At 46.4% G+C, this 25,952-nt stretch carries 23 protein-coding genes and 1 pseudogene; 13 read left to right on the top strand and 11 right to left on the bottom strand.

Annotated features, from left to right (window positions below):
• Positions 1 to 38: 38 nt before the first annotated feature.
• The 5 genes from ABXT40_RS10295 to ABXT40_RS10315 form a co-directional block, all read right to left on the bottom strand.
• Positions 39 to 1,241 (bottom strand): MFS transporter, encoded by a 1,203-nt coding sequence (locus ABXT40_RS10295; protein ID WP_443645515.1) that lies wholly within the window; start codon positions 1,239 to 1,241, stop codon positions 39 to 41.
• A gap of 305 nt (positions 1,242 to 1,546) precedes the next feature.
• Positions 1,547 to 3,340 (bottom strand): gamma-glutamyltransferase, encoded by a 1,794-nt coding sequence (gene ggt / locus ABXT40_RS10300; protein WP_443645516.1) that lies wholly within the window; start codon positions 3,338 to 3,340, stop codon positions 1,547 to 1,549.
• A 29-nt stretch (positions 3,341 to 3,369) separates the two neighbouring features.
• The gene (locus ABXT40_RS10305; RefSeq protein ID WP_443645517.1) at positions 3,370 to 4,890 is read right to left on the bottom strand and encodes a tripartite tricarboxylate transporter permease; all 1,521 of its coding nucleotides are present in this window, start codon (positions 4,888 to 4,890) and stop codon (positions 3,370 to 3,372) included.
• Between the two features lie 9 nt (positions 4,891 to 4,899).
• Positions 4,900 to 5,388, bottom strand: a complete 489-nt coding sequence (locus ABXT40_RS10310) for a tripartite tricarboxylate transporter TctB family protein (protein WP_443645518.1) — start codon at positions 5,386 to 5,388, stop codon at positions 4,900 to 4,902.
• A gap of 99 nt (positions 5,389 to 5,487) precedes the next feature.
• Positions 5,488 to 6,480 carry a Bug family tripartite tricarboxylate transporter substrate binding protein gene (locus tag ABXT40_RS10315; protein WP_443645519.1) on the bottom strand — a complete coding sequence of 331 codons (993 nt, stop codon included), beginning with the start codon at positions 6,478 to 6,480 and terminating at the stop codon, positions 5,488 to 5,490.
• Between the two features lie 118 nt (positions 6,481 to 6,598).
• On the opposite strand from ABXT40_RS10315, the gene ABXT40_RS10320 reads away from it, so the two are divergent.
• The 8 genes from ABXT40_RS10320 to eda all read left to right on the top strand — a co-directional run bounded on the left by ABXT40_RS10320 (position 6,599) and on the right by eda (position 15,557).
• Complete coding sequence (locus ABXT40_RS10320; RefSeq protein WP_443645520.1) at positions 6,599 to 7,270, top strand: response regulator transcription factor; 672 nt, start codon at positions 6,599 to 6,601, stop codon at positions 7,268 to 7,270.
• A complete protein-coding gene (locus ABXT40_RS10325; RefSeq protein WP_443645521.1) occupies positions 7,239 to 8,648 on the top strand; it encodes a sensor histidine kinase in 1,410 nt (469 codons plus the stop codon). Before ABXT40_RS10320 ends, ABXT40_RS10325 begins: the two co-directional genes overlap by 32 nt.
• A 160-nt stretch (positions 8,649 to 8,808) precedes the next feature.
• Positions 8,809 to 9,645 carry an ABC transporter substrate-binding protein gene (locus tag ABXT40_RS10330; protein WP_443647009.1) on the top strand — a complete coding sequence of 279 codons (837 nt, stop codon included), beginning with the start codon at positions 8,809 to 8,811 and terminating at the stop codon, positions 9,643 to 9,645.
• 62 nt (positions 9,646 to 9,707) lie between these two features.
• A complete protein-coding gene (locus tag ABXT40_RS10335; protein ID WP_443645522.1) occupies positions 9,708 to 10,502 on the top strand; it encodes an Fpg/Nei family DNA glycosylase in 795 nt (264 codons plus the stop codon).
• A 491-nt stretch (positions 10,503 to 10,993) separates the two neighbouring features.
• Positions 10,994 to 12,448 carry a glucose-6-phosphate dehydrogenase gene (gene zwf, locus ABXT40_RS10340; RefSeq protein WP_443645523.1) on the top strand — a complete coding sequence of 485 codons (1,455 nt, stop codon included), beginning with the start codon at positions 10,994 to 10,996 and terminating at the stop codon, positions 12,446 to 12,448.
• Entirely contained in the window at positions 12,445 to 13,062 is a 618-nt protein-coding gene (locus ABXT40_RS10345) for a 6-phosphogluconolactonase (protein WP_443645524.1), read from the top strand. Before zwf ends, ABXT40_RS10345 begins: the two co-directional genes overlap by 4 nt.
• Positions 13,063 to 13,092: 30 nt before the next feature.
• Complete coding sequence (gene edd, locus ABXT40_RS10350; RefSeq protein ID WP_443645525.1) at positions 13,093 to 14,919, top strand: phosphogluconate dehydratase; 1,827 nt, start codon at positions 13,093 to 13,095, stop codon at positions 14,917 to 14,919.
• The gene (gene eda / locus ABXT40_RS10355; RefSeq protein ID WP_443645526.1) at positions 14,919 to 15,557 is read left to right on the top strand and encodes a bifunctional 4-hydroxy-2-oxoglutarate aldolase/2-dehydro-3-deoxy-phosphogluconate aldolase; all 639 of its coding nucleotides are present in this window, start codon (positions 14,919 to 14,921) and stop codon (positions 15,555 to 15,557) included. Before edd ends, eda begins: the two co-directional genes overlap by 1 nt.
• On the opposite strand, the gene ABXT40_RS10360 is transcribed toward eda, so the two are convergent.
• The 5 genes from ABXT40_RS10360 to ABXT40_RS10380 form a co-directional block, all read right to left on the bottom strand.
• Positions 15,554 to 16,519 (bottom strand): glucokinase, encoded by a 966-nt coding sequence (locus tag ABXT40_RS10360; RefSeq protein WP_443645527.1) that lies wholly within the window; start codon positions 16,517 to 16,519, stop codon positions 15,554 to 15,556. The genes eda and ABXT40_RS10360 overlap by 4 nt on opposite strands.
• 123 nt (positions 16,520 to 16,642) lie before the next feature.
• Positions 16,643 to 17,740, bottom strand: coding sequence for an ABC transporter ATP-binding protein (locus ABXT40_RS10365; protein ID WP_443645528.1), 1,098 nt, complete (start codon positions 17,738 to 17,740; stop codon positions 16,643 to 16,645).
• A 4-nt stretch (positions 17,741 to 17,744) separates the two neighbouring features.
• A complete protein-coding gene (locus ABXT40_RS10370) occupies positions 17,745 to 18,635 on the bottom strand; it encodes a carbohydrate ABC transporter permease (protein WP_443645529.1) in 891 nt (296 codons plus the stop codon).
• On the bottom strand, positions 18,628 to 19,500 hold the full coding sequence (locus ABXT40_RS10375) for a carbohydrate ABC transporter permease (RefSeq protein ID WP_443647010.1): 873 nt from the start codon (positions 19,498 to 19,500) through the stop codon (positions 18,628 to 18,630). The genes ABXT40_RS10370 and ABXT40_RS10375 overlap by 8 nt, the downstream gene beginning before the upstream one ends.
• Before the next feature lie 68 nt (positions 19,501 to 19,568).
• Positions 19,569 to 20,816 (bottom strand): ABC transporter substrate-binding protein, encoded by a 1,248-nt coding sequence (locus tag ABXT40_RS10380; protein WP_443645530.1) that lies wholly within the window; start codon positions 20,814 to 20,816, stop codon positions 19,569 to 19,571.
• A 199-nt stretch (positions 20,817 to 21,015) separates the two neighbouring features.
• On the opposite strand from ABXT40_RS10380, the gene ABXT40_RS10385 reads away from it, so the two are divergent.
• Positions 21,016 to 21,753 (top strand): response regulator transcription factor, encoded by a 738-nt coding sequence (locus ABXT40_RS10385; RefSeq protein WP_443645531.1) that lies wholly within the window; start codon positions 21,016 to 21,018, stop codon positions 21,751 to 21,753.
• Positions 21,753 to 23,204 (top strand): sensor histidine kinase, encoded by a 1,452-nt coding sequence (locus ABXT40_RS10390; RefSeq protein WP_443645532.1) that lies wholly within the window; start codon positions 21,753 to 21,755, stop codon positions 23,202 to 23,204. Before ABXT40_RS10385 ends, ABXT40_RS10390 begins: the two co-directional genes overlap by 1 nt.
• 166 nt (positions 23,205 to 23,370) lie before the next feature.
• Here the strand turns inward: ABXT40_RS10390 and ABXT40_RS10395 are convergent, their stop codons facing one another.
• Positions 23,371 to 23,610, bottom strand: a complete 240-nt coding sequence (locus ABXT40_RS10395) for a helix-turn-helix domain-containing protein (protein ID WP_443647011.1) — start codon at positions 23,608 to 23,610, stop codon at positions 23,371 to 23,373.
• Between the two features lie 143 nt (positions 23,611 to 23,753).
• Between ABXT40_RS10395 and ABXT40_RS10400 the strand changes: the two are divergent.
• From ABXT40_RS10400 to ABXT40_RS10410, 3 genes and pseudogenes are all read left to right on the top strand, one after another.
• Positions 23,754 to 23,918: pseudogene (locus ABXT40_RS10400) on the top strand (carnitinyl-CoA dehydratase); the annotation flags it as partial.
• Between the two features lie 236 nt (positions 23,919 to 24,154).
• A complete protein-coding gene (locus ABXT40_RS10405; protein WP_443645533.1) occupies positions 24,155 to 24,601 on the top strand; it encodes a hypothetical protein in 447 nt (148 codons plus the stop codon).
• Between the two features lie 110 nt (positions 24,602 to 24,711).
• Positions 24,712 to 25,935 carry a flavin-containing monooxygenase gene (locus tag ABXT40_RS10410; protein ID WP_443647012.1) on the top strand — a complete coding sequence of 408 codons (1,224 nt, stop codon included), beginning with the start codon at positions 24,712 to 24,714 and terminating at the stop codon, positions 25,933 to 25,935.
• Positions 25,936 to 25,952: the final 17 nt, after the last annotated feature.

The raw sequence follows: 25,952 nt of genomic DNA on the forward strand, positions 1-25,952 counted from the left end.
CAAATCAAAACAGCCAATGCCGATGAGCGTCGCTATGTTTATTCTGGTTGGTGGCGCGTAATTGTCATCTGATGGCGTGTCGAATAAAGTAACAGCACACCGACCACAAGTGCCGGTAAGGCACAAATGAAAAAGCCAAGCTTATAACTTTCAGTTACGCCCAGAACCAATGAATAAAACAATGGCAGAACAAGCCCACCACATTGCCCAAAGGATAACACCCCGCCAGTGACCGCGCCCCGCATCGAAACTGGCGCAAGCCGTGCCGCTTCGGCAAGCGTCACCCCATGCCATGAAAACACCGAAGCGCTGACCGCAATCGCCACAAGTGTCACTTGCCAATCAGCCCAGATCGGGCTGAACAAAGCGACACCGGAAACAGCAAAAAACATCAAAATCGCCAAAAAGCCAAGCATCGCCCGTGGCGATATATAGCGGCTGCTTAACCACCCCCAGAAAATCCGGCCCGGAATGGCAACAGCGGTTGCAATCGAAAAGATCGTTCCAGCCACAATCAGGCTGAAACCAATTTCGGTCAGGTAAATCACAAAATAAGCGATAAAAGTCGTTTGCAAACCGACAAAGGCAAATGAACCAAACGCAAGCCCTCTTAGTTCGGGTTTACCAATCACAAAACCGATGGTTTCGCGGAAATCTGATAAGTGAAATTGCCGATTCACATCTTTATCACTGTCAAATTCACGCCGCATGAACTCCAGCATCAAAGGGAAAAGCAAACAGCCAATGCCAATCACCACCAATGCGTGACGCCAGCCGTAAAGCTCGGTCAATAGCGGGCCAATCAATCCAGCAATCAACAAGGCAACCGGCACCGCTGTTTGCTTTGCTGAAAAAACCAGCGGCGCATATTTACCAGGGGCGTACCGGCTTAGAAGATGTGAGCTTGCCGGTGTCGAAGCAGCCGATGCGCCAATGGTAATTGCCGATAAAACCATCAAAGCGATGATTCCTGGCGCCGCCAAAATCAACCCAATACCGGTTAGTAAAAGTGTTAGCTGGCTCACCCGAAGTGCGCCATAGCGCACAATGATGCTTCCACAACCCGCCTGCACCAAAAGTGAAACCGCAGCGATCATGCCAACATAAACACCAAGCCATGACGCCTCTATATGCAGCTCAGAAATGATCGCAGGCGCAAGCACTGAGGGCAAAACCTTACCCAAGGTGACAAAGGTTTGCTGAACAAACATTGAGCCAAGCGCCAAAAAAAGCCATTTCATTGGGATCAGACCTTATTGGCTTGGAACGGTAGAATGCGTAAAAACATAAATTTAACCTTGACGAAACATGCCCGCCTAATGATCAAAGGACATTTCAAGACATATCAAAGGCCGTGCGGGCCAGAACAATTATATTATTGATATAAAGAAACGATCAAGACGGCACCTTGATCCAAATATTGTGAGCTTTTTGAGACAAGATTGCAAATTTAACATCCCAAAAAAAATTGCAAAGGTTTTGCCAATAATGCTTGAAATTGGGCGATCGGCGCAATGCAATGTTGGCCGAATTTTCCTACTAACAGTTATTGACCCAACGCTATACCCTCGCGTCTGGGATCGGCTCCCCCAGCAAGACCATCTTTTGTGATTGAAATTGCATGGAGACCAGAATTTAAAGCACGCAATTTGACCTTGTAACCAAGTGCCTCCATAGGCTCTACCATGTTTTCGAGCGAAGTCCCCTTTTCAAGTTCAAAGGTTCCAAAACGATTAATAGCATGAGGTGTAGATACGGTAGCTTGTGCATTCATCCCCAAATCTATGTGCGCGACGATCGCTTCTGCCACATACCCGATTATTCGCGACCCACCTGGCGAACCAATAACTAAAGTTGGCAGACCATCTTTAAGTACAATTGTTGGAGACATTGAAGATCGAGGGCGCTTCCCTGGCTCAACTCGATTAGCAATTGGCACCCCGTCGATGTGGGAACTAAAGGAGAAGTCGGTTAACTCATTGTTCAGCAAAAATCCGTTGGTCATCAAACGGGACCCAAACCCATTTTCAATTGTAGTAGTCATCGACAACGCATTTCCATAGCTGTCTACAATTGAAATGTGCGATGTTGAAGGCAATTCCAAACTCACATCATCCGCCCACAGCGATGCATGCGAATATTCGGGATTACCGGGTGCGACTTCAGTCAAAGCAGTTGAGCCAGTTAGTAGCTTCGCACGCTCAGATAAATAATCATCTGAAACAAGTCCTTTGGTCGGCATGGGCACAAAGTCGCTGTCAGCCATATAGCGCTCTCGATCAGCAAAAGCTAGACGCGAAGCATCACCCATAAGTCTCATGGTTTGCGGATTGTACTTAGAACCCGCTGGAAACTGGTCTAATAAACCTAAAATTTGACCGACAGTTAGAGCTCCAGACGATGGTGGTCCCATACCGCAGACTTGATGTCCCCGAAATGAAGCACAAACTGCAGGACGTTCCTTCACCGTGTATGTGCTCAGATCCGTGAGGCTAATCACACCCGGATTTTTCTCTGCACCTCGAACGGTATTTACAATCGCTTTGGCGATTTCACCTGAATAAATCACACGAGCGCCCTCATTGGCCATCCGGTGCATAACATCAGCATATTCCGCATTAGTGAGCCAAGTTCCCTCCACCAGAGGTTCGCCGTCCTGAAAAAAATAAGCTTCTGTATCAGAAAACTGCCTCAATCGATCAGCGTCGCCGGCAATCAAAGCAGCAAGCCGAGGAGAAACCGCGAAGCCACTTTCCGCCAAATCAATAGCTTCTAAAAATAAATTGTTCCACGCCTTTTGCCCCCATCTTTTATGTGCAGCCTCCATCAAGGCGGGCGTGCCTGGCACTCCAACTGAGCGACCACCAACGACCGCATCCCAAAATTTTATTCGCTCGCCATTTGCATTTTGAAACAATCGTGGTGTGGCAGCCATAGGTGCGGTTTCACGTCCATCTAATGTTGTTAGTTTCCCGGTGGTAGCGTCAAACCATACGAGGAAAGCCCCACCACCAATACCAGAGCTCTGTGGCTCAACCAAACCGAGGACTGCCTGCACCGCCACCATTGCATCAGCTGCTGTACCCCCCTCTTTTAGAACGCGAGCACCTGCAACTGCAGCATGAGGATTAGCTACAGCAACCATCCAATCTTTTGCCAAAATCGGTTCACCCCGGGCCTTCGCTGCAAGCGAAGCTGCCACCTCTGGCGAGAGAAATTCAAACTTTGTTGCTAAGGCTGTTTTTGCTTCAGGCAATACTTCATCTGAGACCTGCTGCGCTTGCACAGGGACCGAAAAAAGCGTTATGGCTGCAATTATTGCTGAATAAAAAAAATTCATTAATCGCTATCCACTCCAAGATTTGCCATTCAGTCATTGGCACTCTTAGCAAAAAACTTACTTCGGCCAAACCTAGATTTCAAAGAGGGCAAGACAATTAGCAAAATTGCGATCGCCAATAATGCTGTTGTCATCGGCCTTTCCCAAACAAAAGAGACGCCATCATAAAGCTGTGAAGCCCGTGAAAAATTGTTTTCCAACATCGGCCCGAGAATAAAACCAATTAGTAGTGGAGCCAGAGGAAACGAAGCAAGCCGTAATATTGTTGCCAGAACTCCAAGCCCGACAAGAAATAACAACTCTGTTGGATTGTTTTGCCCGATGTAGGCACCCATTAGAGTAAAAAATAAGATAAAAGGAATCAAAAATGTTCGAGGCACGGTCAGCACTTTTGCAATATACGGTATCAGAGGAAGGTTGAGTATCAGCAAAACCACGTTTCCTATATACATTGATATTATCACAGACCAAAAAATCTCCGGCTGATCCTGCATTAATCTCGGTCCTGGTGAGACATTGAGAGCAATCAGCGCTCCAAGCAATATCGCTGTTGTACCGGAGCCAGGTATTCCAAGTGTCAGGAGTGGAACAAATGATCCGGTGCAAGCCGCATTATTGGCACTCTCTGGAGCCGCGAGGCCTTTTACTGAACCCTTCCCAAAAAGATCCCTATCTGATGGCTTTGCAATGTTCCGTTCTACAGCATAGCCCAAGAAAGATGCGATAGTTGCACCGGCACCTGGCATGACGCCTATCAGAAACCCTTGAATGGATTGTCGAGCAATAACAGGTGCAATTTGCTTCGCTTCTTCCTTAGTTATTTTGAGGTCTTTGATCTCAGAGGAGCCCTCACCCGACTTGTCTGATCTAGACGGATCTAAAACCAAGAAAAGTGTCTCAGGGATAGCAAACATAGCCATTGCTAGAGTGATAAAACCAATACCCGACTGCAAATCCATCAGGCCCATCGTAAATCTTGGTAAGTTAAACTGTGCTCCCTCCCCAACAGTCGCCAACATAAGACCCATAACTGTCATCAGTAGCGCCTTAGTAACTTGGCCAGAGCCTGCGAAAGCTGCAATTGCTGAAAGCCCCAAGACCATCAATGCAAAATATTCTGCTGAATGAAAGAGAAGTGCGACGCTTGCTAGAGCAGGGGCAAAGAAGAGCAGCAGAATCGCGCCAACTGTTCCCCCTGCAAAAGACGCTATGGCGGCTACAGTGAGCGCTTTCCCCGCCTTGCCGGCGCGAGTAAGCGGGTAACCATCAAAACTCGTTGCGACTGTGGACGCGACCCCGGGTGCGTTGATTAAAATTGAAGAGGTTGAGCCGCCAAAAATGGCGCCATAATAAACGCCAGCCAATAAGATCAGCGCAGCTGAGGGATCGCCAATAGAAATTGCAACTGGTATCATTATCGCAATAATTGACATAGGTCCGAGGCCGGGCAGCATTCCTATGAATGTCCCTATCAAACACCCTCCAACAACCATTAAAAAATTTTTGATCGACAACGCTGTCTGAAGCCCAATAAGCAATCCTTCAACCATTATTTGACCTCATCGTGTAGAAAGCCAGGATGGCAATGGAGACATATAAATCCCCAGTACATCATCAACTAGATACCAGATTGAAAGACTAGAAATCAGGCAAACAATAGCCAGCAAAACGTATCTCTTCTCACCAAGAAGCAGACTGCTGGCAAACAGAAAAATAAAAGTTGCACCAATAAAACCCAAAGGGCGCAATACCAATGCGTAGGCAACCATGCCAAATATTAGCGAAAAGGCATGAATGATTTTGTAGGCTCGCCAATTAGAAATATCTAAATCGTCACCAACTTGCTTTTCTGATTTTTCAATATTTAGAAAAACTAACGTACAAGCAATTAAACCCATCACAGAAAGAATCTTAGGGAATGTAGAGGGCCAAACCGGATTTCTCTGAAGAATTGGCGGCAAAAGGTAATCCATTTCAAAGAACGCGGTGTAACTGTAAACAGCTAGAACCAGTGCAAGAAACAAAGCTATGGCTTTTTCAATATTCATACCGCCAGACCTTAATTTGAACCCACCCAACCAATCGGCTGGGTGGGCTGTAAGTAAAGTGATACAAGTTTTTTCCCATATTACTCAAAAGTTACGCTTTTAAAGGAAGCCCAGCTTCTTCATCAAACCTTCGATTTCTTTTTCCTGTTGCTCAAGGAAAGCTCTGAACTGATCACCAGAGTTATGAATATTTTCCCAACCGTTTCGAGAACGTACTGCCTCCCACTCCGCGGTTTTATACATTGCTGCGATAGCGCCCTGATAAGCCGCTAGTTTGTCTTTTGGCAAACCAGGAGCGGCAAAGAACCCCCGCCAATTAACAAAGGAAGTGTTTATGCCCTGTTCCTTCATGGTTTTAGCATTAGGATAAGCAGACACTCTGTCGTTTGAGGTAACGCCAATAATATTAACCTCCCCTGCCTTTGCCATCGCCACAGCTTCAGAAAAGCCGGTAGAAAGAGCTTTAATCTCTCCAGAAAGCAAGCCTGCCATTGCTTTACCACCAGCATCGTATGCCACGTATTTGACATCAGTTGGGTTCGCTCCAGCAGCCTGCATCACCATTGCCGCAACCAAATGATCCATGCCACCAGGAACTGAACCTCCTCCAACAGCAACGCCGTTCGGGTCAGCTTTGTACGCTGCAACCAAATCACTCATGTTTTTAATTTTGGAGTTCGATGGAACAACAAGGGCTGCATAATCTCCAATCGTTCCAGCGACCAAAGTTAGATCCCGAAAGTTTTGTGGAAACACCTTTGTGAGCGAACGAATTACAATTGGGGTCGAATTGACCATCAATGTGCCATGATTGCTCTTGGCATTCTCAATCAAATACCCAATAGCTTTGCCGCCACCGCCGCCAGACATGTTTTCATATGTTGCAGACCCAACCAGCCCAGATTTGGTTAATGCTTCTCCAGTCCCTCTTGCGGTTCCATCCCAACCACCGCCGGCCCCACCAGGAATCAGAAAATGAATTGAGTCTACTTTCTGATGGCCGCCTGCATAACTGAAACTTGATATCATAATAGTAGAGGCCGCTACAGCAGCAGCGGCAAAAGCGCGTCGTGTAAACAATCTTTTAGACATTGTTATCTCCCTTTAATGTCTCACACCCACCAATATCAATTCAAAGGGGTGCTTTACCAAGAGATCTAAACCTACTAACCTGACAACAACCTGACACCGTCTAAATGAAAAAAGTGACATGAAAGTACTGATTATAGAGGATACCGCGGAACTGGCAGAAGCATTGATTGATTTCTTCGTAATAGGGGGACACAGTGCTGACAGTGCCGGCGACCTGGCATCAGCTTACGATTTTTTATCGGTCTCACATTTTGATTTAATTCTTTTAGATATCATGTTGCCAGACGGAGACGGTCGGAGTTTATTACGATCTGTTCGCGAAAAAAATGACAACATTCCAATAATTGTGATGACTGCAAAATCCGAAATCTCGGACCGAATAGATGTGCTTGACATTGGGGCGGATGATTACATCGTCAAGCCATTTGAGTTTGCAGAACTGGAAGCGAGGTGTCGCGCAGTTCTGAGACGTCAAAATGGTCAAAATCAAATCAAACTAACCTTTGGAAAAGTTAACCTTTTTCCACTTCTCGCAATGTTGGAATTTGGCGACGAGCAACAACAATTGCGAAATCGCGAGCTTCGACTTCTCGAAATTTTCTTTGGCTCGCCAAAAATATTGTTTTCAAAAGAGCAGCTCACAGACAGGCTTTTTTCAATATCTGAGGACATAAGTGAGAATGCAATTGAAGTTTACATTGCTAGAATAAGAAAAAAGCTTTCCGGTAGCGGGTTAGAAATCACAACCGTAAGGGGGCTTGGCTATCGCCTCACAGAACAAAATACATAAAAAATTGAAAACAACGTTTTCAATAAAAAAGCGCTTGATGTTATTATTGGGCACAGTTGCACTAGGTATATCTGCTGCAAGTTATGCACTTATATATACTGTTGTTTCTCAGACCGTTAGCGCAACACGAGACCGCCTTTTGTCAGCAGCCATAGCATCGATTGTTGATAAGCTTTACACAGAGGACAAGGAATTTAGCTTAGACCTGCCCTATGACACTTTCTCTCTACTTGGAGCAATAGGTGAAGACAGAGTTTTCTATAAAATAAGTAGAAGAGATGAAACTATCACAGGTTACGAAGACCTACCAAGCGTATCAAAGCCTGGCAGCCTTCTGAAGCCAGCCTTTGGAGAGTTTGTTTATCGAAATAAGACGGTAAGGGTTGCGGCTGCCAATTACCCCCTAAACATCTCTGGTCAGAAAGAAACCATAACTATACATATAGCCCAAACAAAAAATTTTGAAGAAGCAACCTTAAGGAAAATTAGGGAAAACTTTATCCCACTGATCGTAATTTTCTTGCTTGCACTCATTTTGTTAGCGTTAATTGCTGCGAATCTAATCACAAAACCATTAAACCAATTCGCAAATAAGATTAAACGGCGTGGTCCAAATGATCTTCGCGATATCACCCAGGAAGTGCCTGAGGAAATCATCCCAGTCTTAAAATCTTTCAATGGCCTGATCACCAAATTGAGAAACACTCTTCAGCAAACTGAGACCTTTATCGCTGAGGCTGCACATCACATCAGGACACCATTAGCAGTCGTTAGATCTGAGAGCGAGCTTGCGTTACGCAAATCAAAGACACCCGAGAACCGAAATCATCTCAGGAAAATAATTCGTTCAGTTGACCAAACTAATAGATCGGCAACACAACTACTTGACCATGCAATGGTTCTCTATCGTGCAGAGCGTCCAGAAAAGGTGAGTCTTGTTTTAAACGAGTGCATGTCAAATCTCGTACAGCAATTTGAACCAGCAGCAAGTTTGAAAGACGTAAGTATAAACTTTGCGTCTGTTGTTGATATTGCCACAACTATGAAGGTTGATAGAAACCTGTTCGAAACAGCCGTTCGTAATTTACTCGATAATGCCATCAAATATTCACCAGCTGAAAAGCAAATCGACATTAAGTGCCTAACTTCACGAGGCAAATATAAAATTGAAATTAAAAATGAATACAACGGCGGTAAAAAATTAAAAATCAGCGATCTTTTTAAAAAGTTTAAGCGTGGTTCGAATGCACGCGAAATAGCCGGGTCTGGATTAGGATTGAGTATCGCCCGTGAAGCCATAGTCGCTTCAAAAGGAGATTTAAAAATACGACAATATGATGGGAATTTAGTATGCGCTACATTAACTTTGCCATTGTAATAGTTTTCTGGGCAGCACCTGTGTTTGGGTTGACGGTCGAATCTGTGTCGGACTATGGCCCATCGGACCAGGCTGTGCATCTTGAAATACTGTCTTCAACAGACAAAGAAATTTTTGAACCGGTTTTACAGAGATTTGTTGCTGAGTTCCCTGAAAGAGGATCCGTTACACCGTAGCCTCAACCACTGATATTTCTGCATCTATTTCTAAATCTCAAAAAAACTTTGATTTGGTCATGTCCTCAGCAATGGATCTTCAAATAAAATTGGCCAATGACGGTTTGGCAGCATCATTGGACTTGCCAGATTACCTCAATGTTCCAGATTGGAGTATATGGCAAGACCGTTTGGTAGGTTTTTCTGCTGAACCGATAGTGATGGTGGTTTCCCGAAAAGATTTTGTTGGCAAACACGTACCAGAAACCAGGAGAGAGTTGATAACTCTAATACGTAGCGAACCCAATTTCTTCAGAGAAAAGGTAATAACATATGACGTTAACACATCTGGAGCGGGCTTTTTATTTGCCTCTCAGGATGTCAGACAATCAGATTCATTTTGGCGACTGGCTGAAGTTTTCGGGGGCATAAAAACCAAGTTAGTGTGCTGCTCTGGAAATATGCTTGATGAATTAGAGAGTGGAAAAAGTATACTTGCATACAACCTGATTGGTTCTTATGCCGAACAACATGCCAAAACCAGAAGAAATTTGCAGGTAGTTTATCCAAAAGATTACACATTAATTTTATTACGCTCCGCCTTGATACCTCGAGAGTCAAAAAACAAACAAGCAGCTAGGCAGTTTCTTACTTATCTTTTAAGCGAGCGTGGACAAAGTCATATGACCAAAACAACTGGATTGTTATCACCAAAAAGCCAAAGCAAATTAAATCAAAGTAATTTTAAACCCATTCGACTAGACACCGGGCTTCTTGTGTATCTGGACAGACTAAAAAGAAAGAGGTTTCTACGTGAGTGGAACGAGGCATTGGTACAATGATCAAGCCTTTAGTTTGAAAATATTTTTGGCGTTTGACTAAACTCTGAAATTAGGAATTAAAATTGCCTGAAGGTCACACAATCCATAGAGCCGCGAGGGATCATCACCGAATACTCGCTCGCCAGAAACTGATTGTTTCTTCACCACAGGGGAAATTTTCCGAGGGCGCCTCACTTCTCAACGAGCAAATATGTTCAGCTGTTGAGGCATTTGGTAAACATCTTCTTTATAAGTTTAATAACGAATATACACTGCACATACATTTGGGACTATTCGGCCGAATTCGAAAACAAAAATTACCACTCGCAGAGCCAAAGAGCTCCGTGCGTATCCGCTTGATAGGCAAAAAACATCTTGTGGACATAATTGGCCCAACTATTTGCGAGGTCTTGGATCAAAAAGGTGTGATGACCCTTATTGGTCGAATAGGACCAGATGTTTTACGCCCCGATGCAAATCCTGACTTTGCTTTTGAAAAGATATCACGAAGCAAAGCACCAATTGGTCGCCTGATTATGGATCAATCTATTATGGCAGGAATTGGTAACATATATCGCTCAGAAATCTTATGGCGCCAGGCAATCCACCCTGAAACACCCGGCAGAGCAATTGACCGGCAGACTTTTAATCGAATTTGGGACGACGCTTGCGCCTTGCTTGCTATTGGTGTTGAGCGGAATGCTATCATCACGGTATTTGACGGGCAATTATCAAAAAAACGATATGGTGAAAAATTCAATATCTTTGGAAAAGCCAGCTGCCCGAAGTGCGAAGGTGAGATAAGACGTTTTGATATTAGTGGACGACGAACTTTTGTATGTGACACCTGCCAGCCTCTTATGAGGCAACGGGTTTAACGTGGGTCAACAGTTTCGGCAATTTTAAAATTACACAGTTCCGGTGGTTCAGTCGGCCCAACAACTCATAACCAAATCGCCAAGTGAAAAATATAGAAAAGGCGTGCCTCCAAAGCATTAAGGTTAACTTAAACCAATCATTTTAAATCATAACGTTTAATCTCGAGGGCTGGATCTTCTCCAGACCCTTCTACAAGCGCTTGGGTAAAATAGTAGAGAACGTATCAAACCGTTACAAAACGGGAGAGAATTTTCACAAGCTACCCTTCATTCAGCGGTATTGTATTGGTTATTTCAGGGGCGATACATTAGAATTCAAACTATTGAATTTGGCTCCTTCGAGACCCATTGCAATGTAGTGCTTATCATTTTCTAGTAGTTTGAGTAGGCTAGGCTTCAGCTTTCCCTTTTCAGACAACGCGTGCCGCGAGAGAAGTGCGTTCCTTCAAGTCTACGCCGCATTGGGTTCGTAAAAAGAATAGGATTGTTAAATGTCGGTGACGCCCTCCAGTGCTTCCAAACTTCCGGCCAGTGATTATGTTATTTTTGGAGGAACTGGCGATCTGTCTTTTCGCAAGATTTTCCCGGCCTTTTTCTGGCGGTATCTTGATGGCCAATTGACAGATGATTTTCGGCTTTTTGCCACTTCGCGACGGGCGTTCAACATCAGGGACTTCGCTGAGGCACTGCGGCCATTCTGTCAAGATGCATTTGCCAGCGGCTACGCGACAGAGGAGCGCTGGCAGGCGTTTCTAAAAATAATCCAAATTGTGATTATGGATGTTGCCAACGGCGATGGTGTAGGCAGCCTCGTCACTCAAATTAAGGAAAAAGCCAACATTGATCGTCCGACTATCTTTTATCTGGCAATCGCGCCGAGCCTTTTCGGCTCCGCCGTGCAGATGTTGAAGAATGCTGGGTTGGCAAGCCCACAAGCTCGGTTGGTTGTGGAAAAACCATTGGGCAATGACAGCTCATCATCGCGCACGATAAACGAAAAACTGACCGCAGTATTTAACGAGAGTCAGATATACCGGATTGACCATTATCTGGGCAAAGAAACAGTGCAAAACCTAATGGTATTGCGCTTTGCCAATGTGATTTTTGAGTCCCTATGGAGCAATCAGCACATTGATCATGTCCAGATCACCGTGGCCGAGACAATTGGTGTTGGCAAACGCGCCGACTATTACGACAGATTTGGCGCAACCCGAGACATGGTTCAGAACCACCTTTTGCAATTGGTGTGTTTGGTAGCAATGGAACCGCCAACCTATTTTGCCGCTGATCAAGTGCGTGACGAAAAATTGCGCGTATTACGAGCACTACGCCCCCTGTCATTGGATGACTTGGCATTGGGACAATATGTTGGTTATCGTGAGGAATTGGGCGAGGCTTCCAACACCGAGACCTATGTGGCAATGAGGCTTTCGATTGACAATTGGCGGTGGGCAGGCGTCCCTTTCTATATTCGTACGGGTAAAAAACTAGAACAGCAGGCTTCTGAGATTATAGTCACCTTCAAAAACCTGGCCCATGACATCTTTGCCAAAAGTGGTGGTGATAAGCTTTCTGACTATCCGAACCGATTGGTAATCCGCTTGCAGCCAAGTGAGGGCTTGCGTTTACACATGACCTCAAAACAACCTGGCCCTGGCGGTATGCGGTTGTCCCCATCTGATTTGAATCTGAGCTTTGAAGAGACGTTTGAAGAACGATTGCCAGATGCATATGAGAGGCTGTTGATGGATACGGCGCGAGGCAACCAGACTCTTTTCATGCGTGGTGACGAAGTGATGGCCGCTTGGAACTTTATTGACCCAATATTAGCTATGTCTGCAAACATCGCACCAGCAAGATATGTAACAGGATCAATGGGGCCTGATGACACGCTTTTAGAGATGGATGGGCGTCAATGGATTGACCCGGATCAGGATTGGCGATGAGTGTTGTAAATCAAATAACGGCCGCATTAGCTGTTGGCATCGCTCAACGAGGCAGCGCCAGTTTTGTAGTGCCAGGTGGGTCCAGCCCAGCTTTTATTTTTAAGGCGTTAGCCAACGGCGAATATAGCACCGATGTTGATTGGGCGAGAGTAACCATCACCCTTGTCGATGATCGTCAGGTACATGGCAATCACAATGACAGCAACCGCAAACTTATCCGAACACAATTATTACGTGGACCTGTGGTCGCCGCAAAATTCTTGCCGCTAACCATTGCCGGACCTGTGACGAAAATGGACCGGCCTTTTGATGTGATGTTGTTAGGCATAGGGCCCGATGGACATTTTGCTTCACTATTTCCGTCGATGGTGGGTGATGCGGCGATGAATGTTGATACCGCGCCCGCAATTATCCAGACTGGGCCAGAGGGGGACCCTCTGTGTCCGCGTATTTCAATGAATTTACCTATGATTTTACAATCGCGTTTGGTGTTTTTATTGGTCAAGGGTGCAGCCAAACAAGAGATTCTTAGAGCGGCACAAACAGATCATTTGTTGCCAGTGCATCATTTAATTACGCAAACTGTCAAATCAGTCCAAATCGTAACCCAATAATCGGCTTACAAGGATTAAGAAGAGGATCTCATGGCCAAGTTGCATGACCGCGTAGCAGAGGTTCAGGAACGCATCCGCCGGCGCAGTGCCGCCAGTCGAATCGCCTATCTTGATGAAATAATGATGATGCGCCAATCACCAGACTCTAACCGGCGGCAGATATCCTGCTCGAACATGGCTCATGCGGCCGCTGGCGCGGGTTTGGACCAGGCCAATGTGCTTGGCATGGCAGATGAGCTAAAGCCAAACATAGGTATAATCACGGCCTACAATGATATGCTTTCGGCACATCAGCCCTATGAGGCCTACCCTCAAATCATTCGCGCCGCCGCGCGCGCCGCCGGCGCAACTGCTCAAGTTGCGGGTGGTGTGCCAGCGATGTGTGATGGCGTTACACAAGGCCGCCCAGGCATGGAGTTGTCGCTGATGAGCCGCGATGTAATTGCGATGGCCACCGCTGTGGGTCTGTCGCATGGTGTTTATGATGCTGCTATTTGTCTTGGTGTCTGCGATAAGATCGTGCCAGGTTTGGTGATGGGCGCGCTAGCATTTGGCCATCTGCCAGTCATCTTCGCCCCAGCAGGACCAATGGCAACCGGCATTCCCAATGTCGAAAAAGCTGCCATGCGCAAAGCCTTTGCCCGTGGTCAGGCCAGCCGTAATGATTTGCTGAAGTCGGAAGTTGCCGCCTATCACGGACCCGGGACCTGCACCTTTTATGGCACCGCCAATTCTAATCAGATGTTAATGGAAATTATGGGGCTGCATTTGCCAGGTGCTGCTTTTGTCCATCCACATGATGATTTGCGTCACGCCCTGACCGTAGCCGCAACGAATCGGATGGTCACATTGGCAAAGGACGCTGCCGCTAAAGGCATTGGCGAAATGTTAGATGAACGCAGCTTTGTAAATGCCATTATAGGTCTGCATGCCACTGGCGGGTCAACCAACCACACGCTCCATCTACCGGCTATGGCTGCAGCTGCTGGCATTCAAATCACATGGCAGGATTTTGCTGACCTGTCGGAGGTGACCCCTCTATTGGCGCGCGTTTATCCAAACGGTAGCGCAGATGTAAACCATTTCCACGCAGCTGGTGGCATTGGCTATGTTATGCGCCAATTGATTGATGCTGGCCTAATGGATAGCACCGCAGCCAGCGTTACGGGTAACAATATCAACGATCATGCAGCTGAGCCGTTTTTACAGAGTGGCCGTTTAATTTGGCGCTCCGCACCAATTGAGAGCGGCGATGATGCCATTTTACGCCCTGTTGCCAATCCGCATAATGCAAATGGTGGTTTAAAAATACTGAGTGGCAATATTGGCAAAGCCGTGATCAAAGTATCGGCCGTCGCGCCAAAACATCACGTTATCACTGCACCTGCAGCGGTATTCACGACCGAGGCCGAGGTCAAAGTCGCCTATGAAAGCGGCGCGCTAAAACGAGACGTAGTTATTGTATTGCGAGCTCAAGGCCCAATGGCAAACGGTATGCCCGAATTGCATAGCCTCACCCCACTGTTAAGCAACTTGCAAGATGGTGGTTACCAGATAGCACTGCTTACTGACGGTCGCATGTCAGGGGCATCTGGATCAATTCCAGCAGCCATTCATGTATGCCCAGAGGCGGTTGATAATGGCCCAATCGGCAAAATCATGGATGGCGATATGATAACGCTCAACGCAGTAAAAGGAACCCTCGAGGTAGCCGCTGATCTGTCGAGCCGGACTTCGATGGCCCTACCAAGTATGCCGCTGCAAAGAGGGTTTGGTCGTACTTTATTCACTAGCATGCGCCAACACGCCGCCATTGCCGAGGCCGGTGCGGGCATAACTCTTTTGGAGACAAAATAATGGCAATGCAAGCAACACCAATCACCGAAATTTTAGCGATGGGGCCAGTTATGCCAGTCATCGTGATCAACGAAGCCAAAAATAGCGTGGCACTAGCTGATGCGTTATTTGCAGGTGGGTTAAAAACTATTGAGATAACACTGCGCACGCCAGCCGCCTTGGATTCGATTAGAGCAATTGCGGACGCTCGCCCAAATATGTGCATTGGCGCCGGCACTGTAATCTCAGCTAAACTCGCCCACGCGGCCAAAGAAGCTGGTGCACACTTCGCGGTATCACCTGGGACCACACAAGCAGTGATTGACGGTTGTGAAGCGGCGGATCTGCCATTGCTGCCAGGCGCCAGCACCGTCTCCGAAATGATGCATTTGCTGGAAGCTGGATTCACTGCAATGAAGTTTTTTCCAGCTAGCGCAGCTGGTGGCACGAGCTTGATAAGATCATTGACCAGCCCCCTACCACACATAAAAATCTGTCCAACAGGAGGCATTTCAGCAATTTCTGCGCCGGAGTGGCTGGCATTGCCAAATGTGGAATGCGTAGGAGGATCATGGGTAGCGCCACAAAACCTGATCAATACGGGTGATTTTGCCGCTATAGAGGCCTTAGCAACTGAAGCCGCATCTTTGACCGGCTAGGCGTGCACCTCTCTTCCCTTCAGTAATGCATTAGACAGACCCGCCTGCGCCCCCCGCAATCCGGCGTTTGGATCTACACTCAGCCAAACCGGTAAGCTTGTAGTTAGATGGCTTTCCTTGCCAATCTTCTGAATACGCGCGGCGAGTTGGCTTTTATCAATGAGTGGGGCCAGTTGCGAAACAATACCACCAGCCAGAACTACACCACCCCAGGCACCAATTGTCAGAACATTATTCGCGATTACTGTCCCCAGTATGTTGAGCATCATCACCGCTGCATCCCGGCATGGGCCAGCTTCAGCAACAGCCGCTGCGCCAATTTTTGGCGCGCTCATCTCTGGTTCATCAGGTTTATCACGTATCAAAAAGCGATAGATATTCTCTAACCCACCGCCACTAACCATATGTTCTGCTGAAACATAGCCCTGCGCGCGCCTAATAAAACCATAAAGTGCCTGTTCAGCTTCCGATCTTGGGGCAAAGCTTACATGACCACCCTCTCCCTCAAGCGGTTGCATTCCGACTGAGGTTGATAGCAATGCTGACACACCTAATCCAGTACCGGGACCAATTATAAGCAGCGGCGCATTAGGCGTTGGCACCCCCGCAATAACCGGCAGATTACCATTAGCCGTTGGGTCAGACTGGGCTAATGCTTGCGCAGTAAAATCATTCAACACCAATAACCGCTTTGTGCCCAATTCCGCCAACAAGGCAGATTTTGAAAACGTCCAATGGTTGTTGGTGAATTCAACAAGATCATCTTTGACCGGTGCAGCCACTGCAATAGACACTGCATCTAGTTGGCCATCATAGCCAACCTTCTTCCTGAAGGTCAGAAACGCATCCTCTATGCGAGTATAATCTCGACACTTGAGATAAGTAATATCTCTCAACGAGCTGCTCAATCCGGTTAAGCGAGCAAAACGAATATTTGTTCCACCAATATCCGCAACAAACATAACCATTTCGTTAGTTCACTGGGGCTTCGCTCGCCGCTAAGGATACAATGAAATAAGTATCCCGAAACGCCCACAGCTTAATATATGGAACCAGAGCTGACGATATTGTTGTTTGCAATGCCACTAGTTCAACCGCTCCCCAGTATTTGCATCAAAATAAGATGCCTTGGCCATGTTGAAGGTGAATTCCATATTTGCACCCCTTTGGGCTGCGGTTTCTGCCTGCAAGCGGGCAGTAACCTCAACTCCGCCAAGCGTCATCAATACATAAGTATCTGCACCTGCTGGCTCCACCACATCCACATGACAATTCGAAATTTGTAGCTTTCTGCCCTTACGCAAAGACGCATCACCAATATCCTCAGGACGCAAGCCCAGCAACACATTATCAGGTAATGATTTTATATTCTCATCATGCAAGACCATTGGAGGAGCGGCAGAACGCGTAATGGTAAAGCTGGCACCTTTACAATTCATGGTAACTCGTGCTGGGATCAAATTCATTGCAGGCGATCCCATAAAATCAGCCACAAATAAATTAGCTGGACGCATATAAATTTCCGCGGGTGATCCAATTTGCTGCACCATACCACCTTTCATCACCACGATCTTAGTGGCCAAGGTCATAGCCTCAATCTGGTCATGCGTGACATAGACCATAGATGCACCCAGATTCTGGTGCAGCTTTTTGATTTCGGTACGCATCTCAACTCGCAATTTTGCATCAAGATTAGACAATGGCTCATCAAAAAGGAACAGTTTTGGATTGCGAACCAATGCCCGACCCATGGCAACACGCTGGCGCTGCCCGCCCGATAGCTGAGCTGGTCGCCGGTCAAGCAGAGTCTCAATCTGAAGGAGGTGGGCGACCTCAGCTAATTTAACGTCCTGCTCTGCCTTTTCAACGCCTCGCACCTTCATTCCAAAGGTAATGTTTTTGGCAACACTCATGGTTGGATAAAGTGCATAAGATTGAAACACCATAGCTATGTCACGATCCTTGGGACTGACATGGGTCATATCCCGGCCGCTAATGCGAATTGTACCGCTCGTAATGGGTTCCAAACCAGCAATACAATTCAGCAATGTTGACTTTCCGCATCCAGATGGCCCGACAAGAACCAAGAACTCACCATCTTCAATGGACGCGTTCACATCATTCAAAATATTTGTTGGGCCATAATTCTTATTGAGATTTTTTATTTCAAGAATTGGGGACATGAGATCAGCCTTTTACTGAGCCTGCGGTCAGACCGCGGATAAAATATTTTCCGGCGACGATATAAACTAGCAAGGTTGGTAAAGCGGCAATAATTGCAGCTGCCATATCAACGTTATATTCCTTTACCCCTGTAGTGGAATTCACGATATTATTCAGTGCCACTGTTATGGGTTGCGTTCCTGCTTGTGAAAATGACACTCCAAACAAGAAATCATTCCATATTTGAGTGAATTGCCAAATCACGGTCACCACGATGATTGGTAACGACAGCGGCAAAAAAATTGAGAAAAAGATACGCCAAAATGACGCGCCGTCAACCTTAGCAGCTTTCACCAACTCAGCTGAAATCGTAACATAATAGTTGCGGAAAAACAGAGTGGTGAAACCTATGCCATAGATTACGTGCACAAATATTAGACCACTAATGGACCCCGCTAAACCCGTCATACCAAGCACACGAGCCATTGGCAGCAATACAACTTGGAAGGGGATGAAACAGCCAAATAACATAAGTGCAAACAGGATATTTGACAGTTTAAACCGCCATTGCGCTACCACATACCCGTTAATTGCGCCAATAATTGTCGAGATTAATACAGCTGGCACCGCCAACAACACCGAGTTCCAAAAATAAGGCCTCAGCCCCTCACATTGAATGCCGGTACAGGCGCTCGACCAAGCGGTTGACCAAGCAGCCATGGTAATCTCCCGCGGTAATGACATCAGCGAGCCTGTACGTATTTCCTCAAGGTTTTTAAGCGAGGTGGTGATCATTACGAATAGTGGCATCATGTAATAGAGGGCAAAAGTGCAAAGCAGTAGATAAAGCAGCCAACGTAATACCAACCGTTTCATCATCTTGCGCAGCGGGTTTGTTATTAAACTATTAGTCATTACGCGCTCGCAATTCAGAATAAAGATATGGCACAACAATCGCAAAAACGACCATCATCATTACCATTGCTGAGCTTGCCGCTTGGCCAATGTCCCCCCGGGAAAAAGCCATCGTATACATGTAGGTCGCTGGTAAATCTGTTGCGTAACCGGGCCCACCACCCGTTAACGCAATCACCAGGTCAAAGCTCTTGATCGCCAAATGTGCAAGCACGATGAAAGCTGATAGAAAAACTGCCGCCATAGACGGAAGGATGATCGAAGAATAGATACGCCAAGCGGGAATACCATCAACCTGCGCGGCCTTGATAATTTCCTGATCGACAGATCGCAACCCAGCTAAAAACAATGCCATGACAAAACCTGAAGCCTGCCAAACGCCAGCGATGACAACCGTGTAGATTGCCATATCAGGGTCAACCAACCACCCGAAGGTGAAACTGTCCCATCCCCATGACTGAACCATAGCCTCAAACCCTAACCCAGGGTTCAAAATCCATTTCCACGCTGTACCGGTAACAATCAAGGACAATGCCATTGGATATAGATAAATGGTACGGATTATACCCTCTGTGCGGATTTTCTGATCCAGCAATATGGCCAACACAAGTCCCAGCAACATTGAAATAACAATGAACAAAAAGCCAAACACAAATAGATTTGAGAGGGCCACGTCCCAGCGTGGTGAGTCAAACAGCCGTTGATACTGGATGGGACCAACAATATCATAGCGCGGTAAAAGCTTTGATTTAGTTAAGGACACCCAAGCCGTCCAACCAATGAACCCATAAACAAAAATGAGGCTGGCAGCGAATGACGGTGCCAGCACCAGCTTTGGCATCTGTTTCTCCATCCACTCCATCATTGCCAGATCTCCAGTTAATGGCAAACCGCCCACCAATCTAAAATCAGACGGTGGGCGGTGGCAGCACTTTACATGCTGTTTGTGACTGCGGTTGCCAACATTTCAACGGCATCAGCTGATGACATGTCTGAATTAAAATGGGCTGTCACAACATCAGTGATCGCTCCAGCTTGGGCGCCACGCAGAGCCATACCATGCGCATATGACGGAAGCAATGAACCGCCAGCATTACTGGTTGCCATATCCTGTGCAGATGTGTGAGCACATGGATCAAAATCATCCAGCGCCACGTCCACGCGTGCTGGGATTGACCCCTTGTTCATGTTGAACACTTTTTGGAAGTTCTTGCCAACAATTAGTTCAGCCAACAACAACTGACCATCTGTCTTGTCTGATCCGTCAACGGCAAACATGGCAAAACTATCCACATTATACAGGAAGCCATCGCCTGGAGTTGACGCGCATAAAAAATCAATACCAGGGCGCTTGCCAGCAGCCAGGAATTCACCCTTCGCCCAGTCACCCATAATCTGGAAGGCGGCTTCACCATTCATGACCATAGCTGTTGCCAAGTTCCAGTCACGGCCTGAGAAGTTATTGTCAACAAAACCACGCATAATACGCATCTGGTCAAACACCTTTACCATTGTGTTAGACTTCAAAGTCGCCTGATCTAGCTCAACAAATGCTTTTTGGAAAAACTTAGGGCCACCAATGCCTAAGGCCACGGCCTCAAATACAGTAGCGTCTTGCCATGCTTGTCCACCATGGGCCAAAGGAGTGATACCAGCTGCTTGCAGCTTTGCTGCCGCAGCGTTGAACTCGTCCCATGAAGTTGGCATTGAGATACCATTTTTAGCAAGAACGGCTGCATTTGCCCAAATCCAATCAATACGGTGAACATTTACTGGGGCCGCACACCATTTACCCTCACATTTCATGTGGCCGGCAATTGAGGCTGGCAAAACATCAGCCCAACCCTGCGCTTTGGCAACGCTGGAGATGTTAGCTAATACGCCTTCTTCATACCATTCCTGAATAGCTGGGCCTTTAAGCTGAACTGCTGTTGGAGCATTACCAGCCAACACACGAGCACGCAGTGCAGTCATAGCGGCATCACCGCCACCTCCAGCAACAGGCATGTCAGTCCACTTACCACCGCGTGACGCAAATTCTTTCTGTAACACAGCAACTGATCTGGCTTCACCGCCAGATGTCCACCAATGCAATACTTCGGCTTGAGGTTCTGCATGGGCCAGTGATGTGCCGGCCACAGCAAATGCAACAGATGCTGCAAACAATGTCTTGAATTTCATTTTATTCCTCCTCACTACAAATTTTGTTATTAAACCTTTGGCCAATGTGCCCAAGTTTCAATTACAATTCGGAAGCACCTGCCCCATCCTTCAAGTTTTCGCAGGTATCTATTACATATTGTTACCTAACCATGGGTTTTGTTACCAAAAGTTACTAAGGTGATTATCTGCAGTGCGTGACGTTTTTTGGAGGGGCGTAATGGCTATCCCAAGAATATTGGTTGTTGATGATGATCGAGAATTGAGCCAGATGCTGGCTCAGTTTCTAGCACGCCAAGGATTTATGGTTTGCACTGCTGCTACCGGCGCCGAAATAGAGTCACATATTCTCAATCAACGTATCGACTTAATTTTGCTAGATGTGATGCTGGGTGAAGAAAATGGCATTGAGTTATGTCGTAAATTACGTGCCAAAGAGACCGTTCCCATCATTTTTGTATCCGCACTCTCAGCCGATCACCAACGCATGACAGGATATGAAGTGGGCGCAGACGACTATATTACCAAACCATTTAATCTCGACTTGTTGTTAGCGCGCGTTCGAGCTGTGTTACGCCGCGGCCGCCGTTCTTCATCACTGAACTATCGCCGCAATACTACCGTATTTTCTTTTAACGGATGGAAGTTTGATGGGAAGAGAGACGAAGTCTATGCGCCAAATGGCGTGCAGGTAGCATTGTCCCAGCGTGAAAAGCGCTTGTTGAAAGTGTTGCTGGCCAACCCACATATTGCCCTGACACGTGACGAGATCATTGCAGCAATGGATGTTACGCAAGAAGGACATTCCATTTCTGACACGTCAGGGCGAGCATTGGATGTACTAGTTGGACGATTACGTAGTAAAATTGAAGCTAATCCTAAAACCCCCGAACTTTTACGCACCGAACGTGGCGTGGGATATGTATTCGCAGTCGACGTGTCCCACGAGGATGGTTAATGCATTTTCTATCCAGCCTTAAATCGCAGACCATATTATTGGTACTCAGCGCCATGGTCATTGGGGCTACAGCGACAGCAGTCTGGGTGCAATCAGTATCAAATTGGAATCGCCACCTTGAACATTCCTATCTCACTGGATTGGCATTACACGATACATTACGAGATGGTGCCAAGATACCAGATGGTCTCGTCATTACCCAACTTAATGGAGTCGATGCCAGATTGGCGGCCGCCAGGCTGTTTGAAAAACTACCTAATGTCAGCGCTAACGACCAGATCACTCAATTGTCACTCGCCTCCGCCACACAGAACGGCGAAGTAAAAAACCGTATCAATATCGCAGTTGTGTCGCCAGATCTAAAATACCCCATAGCCAAGCTGCAGCAAAAGCAGCCCGCGTCCGCAGGTGGAAAACTTGCTGCATTATTGCGAATGTTGACCACCTATTGCTCAAAAAGCACATTATTCGTTCAATATAGTGATGGGCCATGGTGGCGCGTGGATGGCCCGTCAATCTGGGGGTGCGCCAACGCACCCATGGATTTGAGATTGCCAGCTTTAGCAATGGTTGTGGTGTCCCTTGGCGCTCTAATTTCAATTATTATTGCCACCAGCGGCACCTTTCACAATTTTGCCGCCACACTTGCCAGACGCGGCCTATTCTTTAGCCCAGAAAGCTATGACCTCGCTGGCCCAGATGAATTGCGGGCATTGATTAATGTTATTAACGAATATCAGAAAGCAGAGCAAGAATCGTTGGCTAAGCGGGCCGCCTTCCTTTCAGGCGTCAGCCATGATTTAGGAACGCCAGCCACCCGCCTAAGGCTGCGGACTGAGTTTATTACTGACAAAGACTTGCAAAGAAAAATGCATGCCGACATTGATCAAATGACACAGATGATCAAGTCAGTTTTGAGCTACACACAATCTGAAATGCGTATGGAAGATTTACGCAGGATTTCGCTTATTTCCTTGATCGAGGCCATTGTGGCAGATTATGAGGATGCGGGGCAACCAGTGCGCTACCTTGAGCCAGATCTGCCACAAATTGCTGCACGGACTATTCTCTTCAATAGCGCTCCCAAACCTTTAAGCGACAAGGTTGCAAAACAGCATGGAATTGTTATTCAAGTAAGGCCAATTTCTTTGCAAAGAGCGTTAACCAACCTGATTGATAATGCCTTAAAATACGGCAGAAAAGCTGATGTTTCCATTCAGGCTAGTTCACAAGCTGTACAGATTCATATAAGGGATTACGGAGACTCAATCACCCCAGATTACCTGGGTAATCTAACGCGCCCTTTTGACCGCGGCACCAATGCAGAAAATGTTGATGGCTATGGAATTGGGCTTGCCATAGCCTCAACTATTGCAGCTCAACATGGTGGCAACATTAGTTTTGAAAATTGGGCGCAGGGTATCTGCGCAGTATTGACCCTGCCTCGTTAAAACTACTTTACCAGGTTTAGGAACCCCAGCACATGACTGAAACATTTAGCCTCAATTAAAGGCAGCAATGAACCCATCAATAACTCTAAAATACAAAAAAGAAACGGCCTACTGAAAACAGCACCTTTTTATTCAGCGCCACTAGGATACAAATATTAACTTAACTCTATTGCCGTAATAGGCGCGGCACCCGTCCAAATCTGGCCTTGAAGGCGCGGCTTAGAGCAGCAGGGCTGTTGTAACCTGTGCGCAAACTAATGTCAGATATGCTGAGCCGGGTATTTTCTAGTAATTGATGGGCATGGGCTAAGCGCAAATGCCGATAAACACGGCCTGGACTCGAGCCTAATTCAGCTTGAAATCGACGCGATAATGTTTTGGGTGAGCAGGCAACAATCGCGGAAATCTAAGATAAAGAAAGTCGCGTTTCAAGGTTATCTTGCATTTATGCCAAGGCCTGTCGCACGGCCGAGGTAACAATGCCTTGCGCACGCGCCCCCAAACTGATGCCACTTTGATTACGCACAAATAGATTATCAATATCAACTGCCGCCGCTTGTTTACGCAGCAATCAAAGAAGTGGTGCGCAATGCAGAAGACATGAAATTCCATGATGCATTGAATAAAATCACGAAAAGCCAATTTGCGAACGTTGAAAAGTTGTACAATTCTGAAGATCAGTTAGAAGGGGCGCGTGCCTTTGCCGAAAAGTGAGATCCGGTTTGAAAGGGCCAGTAATCATTAGAGGTATTTGGTTGCAAGGTCTCGGCAGCACTTTATGAGCACAAAAATCGGTTTTCCAGTTGACCGTCAATCCCAACGATTTAAATTTCAAGACTACCATCTTGAACTTTATCAATTTTTGTTATTGTTTTGGTTATTGTATGTGTGCAGCGTTAAATACTGATTATCAAACATCGATTTTATGATTTTAATACAAGGCTGGTTAATTGATACGTTCCTTTTTTCTTATGCCGTTTATCACAGCTGTTGGTATCAATGTTTATCCAGCTAGTGCGGCGAATGAGGGAAACCATGATATTTCATGCGGTGATCACCGCTATTTTATTGAAACATCATGGTTTGGCGCCGACGTTAGAATTATAAATATTAATGATAATGTCGCGACTGACCATCCATATTGCCAATCAAATGCCGCCGACCAGATGGTGGCCAAACTTTCAATCAATGGCGATGATATATGGTGCGTGAAAACATTCTATATTTCAATGGACAGACAACCAATTGCAAAAACATCGCGCTTATTAAGCCTCGCATTGGGGCAGGTTGTTGAATATGAATATGTTTGGCGCAGCGGTGAATGGGTGAAAACTGATATACAGAACATCAATTGTGCCGTTAACAAAGAGCCAAAAAGACAAAAGATTTTGGATTAGATGGGCAGTTACTGCATACCCGCAACAATTGCCAAATAAAACCGATCATCAAACATATAAGGCTTGGTAAGATCGATCTAAGAGATACAAAGTGCGCTTTGGATAATGGTTTGGTAATAGACAAAACAAATACATTGATTGTGGGCGGAGGTCAGGCCGGCCTTGCGATGAGTGCTCATTTACAAAAGTGTGGTGTCAAACATCTTATAATCGAAAAAGATCGCATTGCTGAGCGGTGGCAAACCGCGCGGTGGGATAGCCTTGTTATGAATGGGCCAGCTTGGCATGATCGGTTTCCAGACAAGCGTTTTGATAATTGGCACCCAGACTCCTTTCCAAACAAAAATGCGGTTGCCAGCTATTTTGAAACTTTTGCCAAGCAAATAAATGCCCCCATACATTGTGGGGTAGAGGTCACAAACGTTACCCCATCGGCAAATGATGGCTTTCTGGTTAAAACTAGCAAGGGTTCGATTAAGGCACGAAATATCGTGGCGGCAACCGGGCCATTTCAAACTCCCATTATTCCCTCTATCATTGCCGATGATCGCGTATCACAAATTCATTCCTTTAATTATCGCAATCCTGGGCAACTTGATAATGGCGCTGTATTGGTAGTGGGGGCTGGGTCATCGGGCTCACAGATTGCTGATGAATTGCTACGAGCTGGCCGGGAGGTCTATCTGTCAATTGGCCCACATGAGAGGCCACCCAGGGCCTATCGCGGCAAAGATTTTGTTTGGTGGCTTGGAACATTAGGAAAGTGGCAAATGCAAACGCCGCCCATTGGCAAAGAACATGTAACAATTGCTGTTTCCGGAGCTTATGGTGGTAAGACTGTAGATTTTCGAAAATTTGCGCACCGAGGAATGAAGCTTTTAGGGATGACGAAAACATATGCAAATGGGGTCATCACCATCGCTGATGATCTGGCAAAAAATATTGCCGACGGTGATGTAAATTATCTGGGACTGTTGGCAGAAGCGGATGAATATATCAAAGTAAATAATCTCAATTTTCCGGCTGAAGAGGATGCAAAACTCATCATGCCTGATCCTGCTTGCCTAACAAGCCCAACCCGGCAGCTACATCTTGAAGATGCAGGGATTAAGACAGTCTTATGGGCAACCGGTTATAAGCAGGACTTCAGCTGGCTAAAGGCTGATGTGTTTGATAATCAAAAAAAGCCATTTCACAAAAAAGGGGTTGCCGCCATAAATGGCATTTATTTCATAGGCTTGCCATGGTTATCAATGCGCGGATCATCATTTATCTGGGGGGTTTGGGAGGATGCCAGATATTTGGCAGCCCATATCAAAAAATACAGATCATGACCGGTGCCACACAATGG

The sequence above is a fragment of the Candidatus Ponderosibacter sp. Uisw_141_02 genome (assembly GCF_048087665.1).
In the GTDB taxonomy this organism is placed as follows: Bacteria; Pseudomonadota; Alphaproteobacteria; order Puniceispirillales; family Puniceispirillaceae; genus UBA3439.

Bases quoted from the DNA above. Each gene is read 5' to 3' on its own strand.
- ABXT40_RS10315 (WP_443645519.1), bottom strand. From the start codon at position 6,480: ATGTCTAAAAGATTGTTTACACGACGCGCTTTTGCCGCTGCTGCTGTA.
- eda (WP_443645526.1), top strand. From the start codon at position 14,919: ATGGCAATGCAAGCAACACCAATCACCGAAATTTTAGCGATGGGGCCA.
- edd (WP_443645525.1), top strand. From the start codon at position 13,093: ATGGCCAAGTTGCATGACCGCGTAGCAGAGGTTCAGGAACGCATCCGC.
- ABXT40_RS10390 (WP_443645532.1), top strand. From the start codon at position 21,753: ATGCATTTTCTATCCAGCCTTAAATCGCAGACCATATTATTGGTACTC.
- ABXT40_RS10295 (WP_443645515.1), bottom strand. From the start codon at position 1,241: ATGAAATGGCTTTTTTTGGCGCTTGGCTCAATGTTTGTTCAGCAAACC.
- ABXT40_RS10385 (WP_443645531.1), top strand. From the start codon at position 21,016: ATGGCTATCCCAAGAATATTGGTTGTTGATGATGATCGAGAATTGAGC.
- ABXT40_RS10305 (WP_443645517.1), bottom strand. From the start codon at position 4,890: ATGGTTGAAGGATTGCTTATTGGGCTTCAGACAGCGTTGTCGATCAAA.
- ABXT40_RS10360 (WP_443645527.1), bottom strand. From the start codon at position 16,519: ATGTTTGTTGCGGATATTGGTGGAACAAATATTCGTTTTGCTCGCTTA.
- ABXT40_RS10375 (WP_443647010.1), bottom strand. From the start codon at position 19,500: ATGATGGAGTGGATGGAGAAACAGATGCCAAAGCTGGTGCTGGCACCG.
- zwf (WP_443645523.1), top strand. From the start codon at position 10,994: ATGTCGGTGACGCCCTCCAGTGCTTCCAAACTTCCGGCCAGTGATTAT.
- ABXT40_RS10365 (WP_443645528.1), bottom strand. From the start codon at position 17,740: ATGTCCCCAATTCTTGAAATAAAAAATCTCAATAAGAATTATGGCCCA.
- ABXT40_RS10380 (WP_443645530.1), bottom strand. From the start codon at position 20,816: ATGAAATTCAAGACATTGTTTGCAGCATCTGTTGCATTTGCTGTGGCC.
- ABXT40_RS10345 (WP_443645524.1), top strand. From the start codon at position 12,445: ATGAGTGTTGTAAATCAAATAACGGCCGCATTAGCTGTTGGCATCGCT.
- ggt (WP_443645516.1), bottom strand. From the start codon at position 3,340: ATGAATTTTTTTTATTCAGCAATAATTGCAGCCATAACGCTTTTTTCG.
- ABXT40_RS10320 (WP_443645520.1), top strand. From the start codon at position 6,599: ATGAAAGTACTGATTATAGAGGATACCGCGGAACTGGCAGAAGCATTG.
- ABXT40_RS10370 (WP_443645529.1), bottom strand. From the start codon at position 18,635: ATGACTAATAGTTTAATAACAAACCCGCTGCGCAAGATGATGAAACGG.
- ABXT40_RS10310 (WP_443645518.1), bottom strand. From the start codon at position 5,388: ATGAATATTGAAAAAGCCATAGCTTTGTTTCTTGCACTGGTTCTAGCT.